Genomic DNA, 9,653 nt, shown 5'->3' with positions numbered 1-9,653 from the left:
AGAATCTAATAAAATTAGGGATGGATAAATACAACGCATATAAGAATAGTCACACTAGCAAAGGAGTAACCCGTATTGCCTACTCATGGATACTGACCACTACAATAACTAACCAGAGATTAACCAAATTCGGACTAATCTCTAGTTTACAGCACTATAGAAAGGTGCATGCCTAAATAAGTTGGAACCGCCGTATACGGATCCGTACGTACGGTGGTGTGAGAGGTCGGATAATCAATTAATGATTATCCTCCTACTCGATAGTTGCATAAATTTTAAATGAGTTGTTGGAATATTATGTTAAAATGGTGTAAGAAGATATTGTGCTAACAGAGTAGTAACAGGGCTATGTATTTCGAGGGAGAGAGATAGATGGTAAAAAGGAAAGTAATAACAACATTATTGGCAACACCTTTATCTTTGTTAGTTATCTTTGGCTTATTCTTTGGAGAATGGCAACATCCTGTTGAATTAATAGTGATGACAGGAGCGTTTGGTCTATGGATATCACCTATTATATTATTGTATGGGGTTCCAATCACATTTTTATCAGACTATATAAGCAAGCGATTTACAGGGAATGTGCGGGCATTAACTGCATTCATTGTCCATTTATCTTTTGGTATATTGTTCGGTTTGATAGCTCCAATGGATGGGCAATTTTTGCTTATTGGAACAGAGGTTAATGCAACTACTATTTTTGCTTCGATTACCGCTTTATTCTTTTGGGTGATTGACGAACTACTTAGGAGAAAGAATCGAAAATTAGTTCTTTAAATATTAGGTGTAGGCAGTTGCTATTTAACTGTAATACTTAGAGGGGAAGCCGTGTTTCTTCAACAAGTATATGCTTATAGTGAACGTGGCAGTTTCATACAGGAATGCGAAGGAGGAAAACAATGAAGAAATTGGGAATGGTTTTTATTTTTTTAGGAGCTTTACTTATGGGGTTAAGTGGTTTAGAAAAAGTACTTATTTTTTCGTCATTTAATGGTGATTTACATCAAATGCAAGCGATTAAAAATTTCACACCACCGTATATTTGGAGTATCACAAATTTCACTTTTGGATTTGGACTTATTAGTTTTATATTGGGGCTAACTTTATTTTTTAATGAATACATAATTCCGAACGCTAAATAGGAGTTCATAATCATGAGTTAGGTAAGAAGATATTGTGTTATGTGCATGTTAAAGGAACAAAATTTAAAAGAGGAACACGTAATAAAAATATAGAACTATATAGTTAATTTAATAATATGTAGTGGTAATAAGTAAAAAACTCATTTCTTAATACGGAGGAGACTAAATGAACAGAAAAATACATATAATGGGAGCTGCTGGGTCTGGAACTTCAACCCTTGGATCTTCACTATCAAAAGTTTTACCTTATAGACACCTCGATACGGATGATTATTTTTGGATAACCAAGTTCACCAAACAAAGACAAGTGCCTGAAAGAAGAAAGATGCTTGAAAAAGATTTAATACAATATGAAAGCTGGGTGCTATCTGGTGCAGTGTGTGGATGGGGAGATAATTTTATAAACTATTTTGACCTGGTTATATTCTTATGGATTCCGTCAGAAATAAGGCTTGAGAGATTACGGCAAAGGGAGTTTCAGAGATATGGAAATGAAATATTAGCTGGTGGTAGTAAATACGATCAATCGAAAGCTTTTTTAGAATGGGCTGCCTTATATGATAGTGCTGGTATGGATGTTAGAAGCAAAACATTTCATGAACATTGGATGGAAGATTTATCTTGTCCAATTTTAAGAATTGAAGGAGATTATACAGTTTCTGAAAGAGTTAGTATTGTCTTGGATTATATGAATTCTAACTAAGGTCGAAACTAAAGAGGTGAAAATTTGAAAACAACTAACTACTCTAAAATCGCTGAGAAGTACGATAAGAATCAATATCGAGTTAAGGAGATTAGTATTGATTATGATTTGAAAGAATACATGGATAATAACAGAAAAACAGAATACCATGTATTAGATTTATCTTGCGGAACAGGTCTGTACCTTGAAAAGCAATCAAATTATTTTGAAGGCCAACATAATATTAAGTGGAATGGATTAGACTTATCAGATCAAATGTTGAGTAAGGCTAATGAAAAGGTGGAAAATGTAGAATTGGTTAGAGCTGATGTAGTGGATATGCCTTATGAATCAGAAACATTTGATTTTATTTCAAATAACTATGCGTTCCATCATTACACGGATAAGGGAACCGCATTAAATGAAATATCTCGTGTATTAAAAGAAGGCGGTATTTATAAATTACATAATATTGCAATACTCGATATGCCTAAATGGTGGCTTTATCATTACTTTCCATCTGCTTTTTATGAAGATTTAAAAAGATATTGGAATAAAGAAGTTATTTTTAACGAACTCATAGCAAGAGGCTATGAAGTCGATCTTAAAATCGTGTACAAGATGGAAAATATAAAAGTGATGGATTACATAGTTTACGCTGAGAATAGAGATATTTCCGTACTTAATTTAATTAGTGAAGAAGATTATAAGAAAGGATTAGAAAGAATGAGATTCGATATAAAAACGAATCCTGAAAAGACAATTGTAAATGATTTTGCAGAAATGTTTTGTATAGCTAAGAAAGAATAGTTCACTTAAGGAAAGGCTACATATCATTGAGGAGGACCAGCCATAACAATTATGGAAAACGAATACATTGTTAGAGATGGGGATGTAAAATGAGGATTAATTTTCATAGTAAAGAAAATCGTATTACTTATACAACTCGAATTGCTGATAACTCATGGACTAAAGTGATAAAAGATATTGTACCTTTCGAGAAAAGATCAAACAGTTTAATGCTTTTGAAACGGGCTTATGGGGTGGATTCTAAGTGATATTCTTTGATATTGATGCCACATTACTAGACCACGGCAAAGCAGAACAAAAGGGAGCCGTTGATTTTTATAAGAAGTATTCGAATGAGCTAGAGAATAGTGAGAATGAATTTGTTGATAGGTGGTTTGAATTATCAAAAAAGTATTTCGGAAAATTTTTATCAAATGAATTAACATTCCAGGAACAGAGAAGATTCCGTATAAAAGACATATTTGGCTCTCATTTAAATGACATGCAGGCAGATAACATATTCAACAAATATTTGAGTTTGTATAAAAGAAATTGGTCTGCTTTTGAAGATGTCATCCCTTGCTTAGTGGCCTTAAAACAACAAGGAATTCGTCTTGGGGTTATTAGCAACGGCGATTATCATCAACAATTAGAGAAATTAGTGAGTTTAGGGATAGATCATTATTTTGAACATATTATTACTTCAAGTGAAATAGGAGTCGCTAAACCAAATCCTTCTATTTTTCAAAAAGCATGTATGCAAGCGAAAGCTCAAGTTCGTAAAAGTCTTTATGTAGGGGATAGACTTGAAACGGATGCAATTGGAAGTAGCAATGCAGGGATGGTTGGAGTGTGGCTAAACCGAAAAAATACAATAACACATCCCAATGTAAAAGTAATACATAGCCTTGTAGAGTTAACGTCATCCGAAACAGAAAGATAGGTTATGTCAATAATCTTGTGTAAATCAGTAGGGTTCCCTTTGAATATACTAATATATATTTCATCCCCTCCCCCGGGGGAGGGGATGAATTTTTTCCTGTTAATCCGGTTTTTCAACGGTACCATATCGTTCCCAAAACATTTGTTGGAGCTTTTCTTTTTGTTGTCCAAAACCATGAGCTACCATTCGTTTCTTTTGATTAAATCGAATACACTGTAGGTAGATGATTTTTTCTGCTGCCTGTTCAGTCGGAAGCGTCACAATCTTTTTTGTCCGGCGTTTGATTTCCAACATAAATCGTTTAATCATATTCGTGCAATATATCTTTTGATGTAGAATTGCCGGGTACTTATAAAAGGTTAAGAGAACGGGTAGATCATTTTCCCACGAGCGTACCACCTTTGGGTACCTTTTCGCCCATTTCTTACGGAAATGTCCAAACTCCTCATGAGCCAATTCTCGATTCTTGGCGTTGTATATCGATTTCAAATCTTCAGAGACTTTATCACGGTCTTTTTTTCGAACCGCTGACAGTGCATTTCTCACTTTATGAACGATACAACGCTGAACATCAGCTTTAGGAAACACTCGCTTAAAAGCTGCTTCCAGTCCACTGAGACCATCAAATACCCCAAGCAGAACCTCTTCCAAACCGCGTTTTCTAAGGCTTCTCAAGAGATTCTCCCATCCAGTGGAGCTTTCTTGTCCACCAACGTAAAAACCAAGAATTTCTCTGTATCCTTTTTCGTTAATACCTAAAATAATGTATACGACTTCGTTATCAACATCATCCCTACGCAAATTGATATAGGTACCATCTAGAAACAGCACGGAATAACGTCTATCAAGGGGACGAGACTGCCAGGCTTCAATGTCTTCCATTAAAACGTCTGTGACATGACTGATGGTTGTTGGAGAATAGGTATCACCCAGTACCTTTTCGACAAAGTCTCCGATATCCCTCGTGCTCATTCCTTGTTGGTACATATGTATAATGGATTCTCCAAGCCACTGTTCATAACGTTGATACGGCTTGAATACACTAGTCTGAAAATGATTTTCGCGGTCTCTTGGAACTTTCAAGTTTGAGATGTGTCCGTACTTTGTATCCAGGGATCGCTCGTAATAACCGTTTTTTTGATTTTTTTGTTCTGGATGTTCTACTTCGAAATACTGTTTCATCTCTTCTTTCATTATCATTTCAATCTTTTCTTTCACAAATTCACGTACCATCTTATCCAGTTGATTTTCAATAGAATTATGTTCTATACTGTTTACCATAGGTAGGGTTTCTCCTTTCTTGTTTGATTAGGCTCAACACGAAGGGTACCCTACCTTTTTTAATCTTTCAACTCTTACACAAACTATTGTACGTCATCGAAAGATAAGAGGTATGCGGACATTTATTCCGCTATTTTCGCTAAAACATTTCATTTTTAAGGTGATATGGACATGTATTCCGTTATTTACAGAGATTTGGCTTGTATTTAAAGAATTGCTTATTAATAACGGAATAGATGTCCGTCAAAAGCTAAAAATAACCCTTTTATCTTGTAATAGCGGAACGAATGTCCGCTTAGATACTACTCTGGATCAAACTGAGTAAAAATCGTATCCCTTTTTTCCTCATAAACGGTTTCTCCGGCAATTTCGTTGATGATTTGGATATTGCGATCTACTGCCAACCCTAAATTAGTCACTCCTGTTCCATGTGAGTGTTCCAAATTCGTTAAAGTATAAAAGTGATGATCTCTCTTTCCATTTTTAAAAACAAGTTTGAAATTATCATCTACTTTAAAGCGTTTGTCATCTTCCCACACAATTTTGTCTTCGAAGCGCTGGTAAAACCAGTCCGGAATGTTTGGTTTATATCCTGTCGCCAATATAACCTTCTCTGTTTCAAAAGAAATATCCTCATCTTTCTGCCATTGTCTTGCTTCGACTTTTATGCGTGAGCCATTCTTTACAACTTTCTGAATCTCTGTTAATGGTTGAATAGTTACAGGGAGTTTCTTATTATCAACAGAACGATGGTATAGCAGTTCATGAATGCTATGTATTGTGTCGCCCTGAATCCCTTTCCGCAATTGGCCAAGGTGATCGAGAGATTCTTTGCGTTCTTGAAATGGTAAATCATGAAAATAATCTACATAATCAGGTGTGAATACTTCTTGACCTAATTTACTATTATCGAGTTGAAAGAACCCAGGTGATCTTGTATACCATGATAGGTGATAGTCAAAATGCTCCTGAAGCTTTAATAAGTCGTAAAAAATTTCCGATGCGCTTTGTCCTGATCCAACAACAGTAATATGATCGCCTCTGATTGTTCGATCCTTAAGATATACATATTGGCTGGAATGGTGGACATGTTCTGAGCCGATGTCATCTAGTTCGAATGGAATCATCGGAGTACTTCCGGTTCCAAGTATGACATGTTTTCCGAAATATGAGCGCTCTTTTTGTTCGCCCCAGTGGTTGATAACTACTTCGTAATGATCTCCATGGTCAATCACATCTTTGACCTCTGACTTAAAATGACAATTTGGCAGTTGCTCAACAACCCATTTTAAATAAGAGGCATACTCAGCTCGAGGCATTTGGAATTTATGAAAAAAGAAAAATTTATATAGACGATTGTGTTCATGTAAATAATTTAAGAACGTATACTTACTAGTAGGATTCGCGAATGTCACAAGATCAGCCAGAAAGGAAACCTGTAAATCAGTTCCTTCAATTAACATACCTGGGTGCCAGGCAAATTGCCCATTTTGATCAAAAAAGATTGTTTTTAAATTAGATTTTTCAGTTGTTAAAGTTGCGAATCCCAGGTTATAGGGACCAATCCCTAGCCCAATAACATCATATTGTTCCATAGATTTCCCTCTTTTTCAGTCATTTTCTATTATTATATACATTCTATTAAAAATTATCTATTTATCAAATTGAAATGCCTTTATATGGTACAATATCGAGGGGAGGTGCGTGTTATGACGAATAGTGACGAACGATTATTTGCGATGTTAATTTATTTAGTAAGTTTCTTTACTGCTATTATCGGTCCTCTAATTATCTGGATGATCAAACGTGAGGAGTCTGCATTTATTGACTATCACGGTAAAGAGTATTTCAATTTCTTTATATCATTTACGATTTATGCGATTGTGAGCGGGATTTTGGTAGTAGTATTAATCGGTATGGTGTTATTGCCGATTGTTGGTATTGCGGCATTTATATTAACCCTAATCGCTTTGTTTAAAGCGTTCAACGGGGAAGAATATAGAATCCCGCTTGTTATCCGCTTTATAAAATAGGCATGGGATGTTTCTGTTTTAAGAAAGTATAAATGGGTTTTGATTAATATGGAATTTTTTCTTACTGTAACTGGAATATACGAATTGCTGCACTGAGACTAGCAGTTGCTTCGAAATGCAAGTATATTCCAGTTGCGTAAGTTATGGGGGGATTTGTAAATCTTTATTCGTTTACCTCTAATTGAAATTCTTTATGCTCATGTAATCCGGTATCGTCTGTTACATGTACGATCATTTTTGCCTGTCCCGCTTTTTTAAATGTATAGGAATTTACGTACTCACCCGCATTGATTTCTTCTGTTTCGATCCAGTCGTGTTTCTCACTGTTTTCTGGGATTATTTCATATCGTACTCGAGCGTTCTTATATGGCTGTTGATCCATTGCAAGCTTTATGGTTATTTCTAGTTCCTGATTAACAGTTATTTCACCTAATGGGTTTAACATTATTTCAAACTCTTGCTGATGTTCATGTTCTGCGTTAGCCTCTTCCTTTTGAGACTCCTGATCGTGATTTTCTTGTTGCTCACCAGTAATGGTTATCGCCTTTTTAGGCATCGTATGCAAACCTTTGGCTGTAGTATGAGCATAAATTTCATAAGTACCAGGTTCCTCAAACTTCACTTCCGACGAATAAGTACCATCTTCGTGATTAGTAGCTTCTACGGAAACAGTATTTTTTTCATCATCTACTTTCCAATATTCAAACTTCATTTCTTCGGCATCTGTTACCAGTTCATCTTCACCATATGTTACAGTTGTTTGTAACAGAACGGATTCACCGACTTTTGCTTGTTTAGGAAGTTCAAATTCGACATGAATACCTTTAACTTCTACATCTTCCTGTTGTTGTTCATCATTCTCTGCTTGGCTTGCACAAGCTGTAAGTGCTAAGGTACATAGAATGATTATTATAAATCGTTTTTTCATGTGTATCCTCCGTATTATACTTTTTTATGTTAATGATACTATACTCCTTGCTGTAGGGATAATCAATGAACAATGTATGACATTTTAGGATGTCTAGATCTGGAGAGTAACTTTTGTAGCGTAAGGGGTTATACTGTAAACATGGTTTAATTATTTGTTCTATTTTGTAGTATCCGTAAAAATAGAGGTTATGTCGTTGTGCAAATAGTTCTAACTAAATATCAAAAATAAATCGTAACAATTACTATTTACATTTGTTTTATAATCAACTATAATACTATTAAATCGTATTGATTACGTTTTGTTTTTATGTTGAATCGTAATCATTATTATTTCTATACATAAATTCGAAGGGGGATAACTTATACATGAAAAAGGTAAGTTTAGTAATTTTAGCTATATTATTTTTATTAATAGGTTGCAGTGCTGAGGAGGGAAATCAATCAAATCAACAAGAATCAGGAAATAATACACTTCAAGTATATGCAACGTTATATTCTTTAGCCTATTTTACAGAAGAAATTGGTGGAGAGTTTGTAGAGGTAGAAACAATTTTGCCGCCTGGATCTGATCCACATAATTTTGAGCCAACTTCTAAAATGATGGTAGATATCGCAGAAGCGGATATGTTTTTATATAATGGAGCTAATCTCGAAACCTATGCAGGGACAATAGAAGAAGCACTTTTAGGTGAGGATGTATTAATGTTAGAAGCCGCTGAAGGGATTTCACTAGTAGAGCACGTGCATCCACATGAAGAAGAGGAACATAGCCACGAAGAAGAACATGCACATGAAGAAGAGGAACATAGCCATGAAGAAGAACATGGAGATGCGGAAGAAGACGGTCACGAGCATGGTGATGCCGATCCACACCTATGGTTAGATCCTGTCCGTTCTGTGGAATTAGCTCGTAATATCAAGGATGCCTTAATTGAATTAAATCCGGAACAACAAGAAACCTTTGAAACTAATTTTAGTGATTTAAAAGATCGATTGATTGCGTTAGATGATGAATTTCATCAGCAATTAGAAGCTGCACCAAATAACGAAATTCTCGTGACACATGAAGCATATGGCTATTGGGAACAAAGTTATGGCATTGAACAAATTGCTCTTACTGGTTTATCCCCATCACAGGAACCTTCTCAGAAAGAGTTGGAAAGAATAATGGATCATGTGGAAGAGACAAATATCCAATATTTATTATTTGAGCAAAATGTCGAACCAAAAGTAGCAGAGGTGATTCAAGCAGAAACAAACGTCGAATCATTGGAGTTACACAACTTATCGATTTTAACGGAAGAAGATATTGAAAATGAAGAAACCTATTTTAGCTTAATGGAGCGTAACTTAGATGTGTTAGTAAAAGCATTGGATTATTAGGGAAATTGGCAGTAGCCTTTTAGGAAGAAACAATTAAGTTTCTTCCTTTTAATTATTGAACACATAAGTAAATTGTTATATGATTATATACTAATGGATAAGGAGGATGAGAATGACTACTAAAACGGAATTTCAAATAGAAAAAGCTGCACCAGTCTTTAAGGTGTTAGGTGACAAAACAAGACTTACGATGATGAAATTAATGGAAAACCAAACCTGTTGTGTTTGTGAATTTGTAGAGATTTTCCAAATGAGTCAACCATCCATCAGTCAGCATTTGCGTAAACTAAAAAATGCCGAACTGATCGAAGAAGAACGGAAAGGCCAATGGGTATTCTATTCATTAAATCGTGAGAGTGAATGGTACGGATTAATGAAGTCTATTTTAGAGCAATTACCAAGTCAAGATGAGAAATTAATCGAATTAGAGAAAAGCGGAACAAGAATTACTTGTTGTTAGTAGGGGGGCA

The 9,653-nt window shown here is 35.1% G+C and carries 11 protein-coding genes; 8 read left to right on the top strand and 3 right to left on the bottom strand.

Annotated elements, in window-relative coordinates; genetic code table 11:
* Positions 1-372: 372 nt before the first annotated feature.
* The 5 genes from ACTWP4_RS19515 to ACTWP4_RS19495 all read left to right on the top strand — a co-directional run bounded on the left by ACTWP4_RS19515 (position 373) and on the right by ACTWP4_RS19495 (position 3,556).
* A complete protein-coding gene (locus tag ACTWP4_RS19515) occupies positions 373-777 on the top strand; it encodes a hypothetical protein (RefSeq protein ID WP_443130464.1) in 405 nt (134 codons plus the stop codon).
* Positions 778-899: 122 nt separating this feature from the next.
* The gene (locus ACTWP4_RS19510) at positions 900-1,142 is read left to right on the top strand and encodes a hypothetical protein (protein WP_443130463.1); all 243 of its coding nucleotides are present in this window, start codon (positions 900-902) and stop codon (positions 1,140-1,142) included.
* Between the two features lie 166 nt (positions 1,143-1,308).
* Positions 1,309-1,845: an ATP-binding protein gene (locus ACTWP4_RS19505; protein WP_443130462.1), complete on the top strand. Its 537-nt coding sequence runs from the start codon at positions 1,309-1,311 to the stop codon at positions 1,843-1,845.
* A 24-nt stretch (positions 1,846-1,869) separates the two neighbouring features.
* Positions 1,870-2,634: a class I SAM-dependent methyltransferase gene (locus ACTWP4_RS19500; RefSeq protein ID WP_443130461.1), complete on the top strand. Its 765-nt coding sequence runs from the start codon at positions 1,870-1,872 to the stop codon at positions 2,632-2,634.
* 244 nt (positions 2,635-2,878) lie between these two features.
* Positions 2,879-3,556 (top strand): HAD family hydrolase, encoded by a 678-nt coding sequence (locus tag ACTWP4_RS19495; protein ID WP_443130460.1) that lies wholly within the window; start codon positions 2,879-2,881, stop codon positions 3,554-3,556.
* A gap of 99 nt (positions 3,557-3,655) precedes the next feature.
* Here ACTWP4_RS19495 and ACTWP4_RS19490 read toward each other — a convergent pair whose 3' ends face one another.
* Both ACTWP4_RS19490 and ACTWP4_RS19485 read right to left on the bottom strand, forming a co-directional pair.
* Positions 3,656-4,837 (bottom strand): IS256 family transposase, encoded by a 1,182-nt coding sequence (locus ACTWP4_RS19490; RefSeq protein WP_443130459.1) that lies wholly within the window; start codon positions 4,835-4,837, stop codon positions 3,656-3,658.
* Positions 4,838-5,139: 302 nt separating this feature from the next.
* Positions 5,140-6,432 (bottom strand): lysine N(6)-hydroxylase/L-ornithine N(5)-oxygenase family protein, encoded by a 1,293-nt coding sequence (locus tag ACTWP4_RS19485; protein ID WP_443130458.1) that lies wholly within the window; start codon positions 6,430-6,432, stop codon positions 5,140-5,142.
* Between the two features lie 114 nt (positions 6,433-6,546).
* Here ACTWP4_RS19485 and ACTWP4_RS19480 point away from each other — a divergent pair, with 114 nt between their 5' ends.
* Complete coding sequence (locus tag ACTWP4_RS19480) at positions 6,547-6,870, top strand: DUF4870 domain-containing protein (protein ID WP_443130457.1); 324 nt, start codon at positions 6,547-6,549, stop codon at positions 6,868-6,870.
* A 163-nt stretch (positions 6,871-7,033) separates the two neighbouring features.
* On the opposite strand, the gene ACTWP4_RS19475 is transcribed toward ACTWP4_RS19480, so the two are convergent.
* Positions 7,034-7,798, bottom strand: a complete 765-nt coding sequence (locus tag ACTWP4_RS19475; protein ID WP_443130456.1) for a FixH family protein — start codon at positions 7,796-7,798, stop codon at positions 7,034-7,036.
* 368 nt (positions 7,799-8,166) lie between these two features.
* Between ACTWP4_RS19475 and ACTWP4_RS19470 the strand changes: the two genes are divergently transcribed.
* A complete protein-coding gene (locus ACTWP4_RS19470) occupies positions 8,167-9,183 on the top strand; it encodes a metal ABC transporter solute-binding protein, Zn/Mn family (protein WP_443130455.1) in 1,017 nt (338 codons plus the stop codon).
* A 112-nt stretch (positions 9,184-9,295) separates the two neighbouring features.
* Entirely contained in the window at positions 9,296-9,643 is a 348-nt protein-coding gene (locus ACTWP4_RS19465; RefSeq protein ID WP_443130454.1) for an ArsR/SmtB family transcription factor, read from the top strand.
* The last annotated feature ends 10 nt before the right edge of the window (positions 9,644-9,653 follow it).

The sequence above is a fragment of the Gracilibacillus sp. D59 genome (assembly GCF_052246695.1).
GTDB lineage: Bacteria > Bacillota > Bacilli > Bacillales > Amphibacillaceae > Gracilibacillus.
Note: the sequence above shows the minus strand (reverse complement) of the source record. Positions and strands in the feature narration are given on the sequence as shown.